We start from the raw sequence: 251 nt of genomic DNA, 5'->3' as shown, positions 1-251 counted from the left end.
AGACAAGTCACCAGATAATGCATTAGCGGTATGCCAACAGCTCGCAAAAAAACATGAAAGAGTAAAGCTTTACCAACATCCTGATAAGGAAAACCATGGGGCAAGCCCAAGTAGAAATTTAGGTATTGAAAAGTCAACAGGTGACTTTATAGCTTTTTTAGACGCCGACGACTATTTCCTATCCAATAGATTCGATGCTGAAAAAGAATTATTTAAAAATCCTAAAGTAGAAGGTGTTTACGGTGCTCTTG

The 251-nt window shown here is 37.8% G+C and carries 1 protein-coding gene; it reads left to right on the top strand.

The window, feature by feature from the left end; all coding sequences use genetic code 11:
- The coding region (locus tag SB679_RS25525) for a glycosyltransferase family 2 protein (protein WP_410705158.1) at nucleotides 1–251 on the top strand (251 nt) is incomplete at both ends.

It is taken from the genome of Chryseobacterium sp. SIMBA_029 (genome assembly GCF_046535275.1).
Lineage (GTDB): Bacteria > Bacteroidota > Bacteroidia > Flavobacteriales > Weeksellaceae > Chryseobacterium.
Note: the sequence above shows the minus strand (reverse complement) of the source record. Positions and strands in the feature narration are given on the sequence as shown.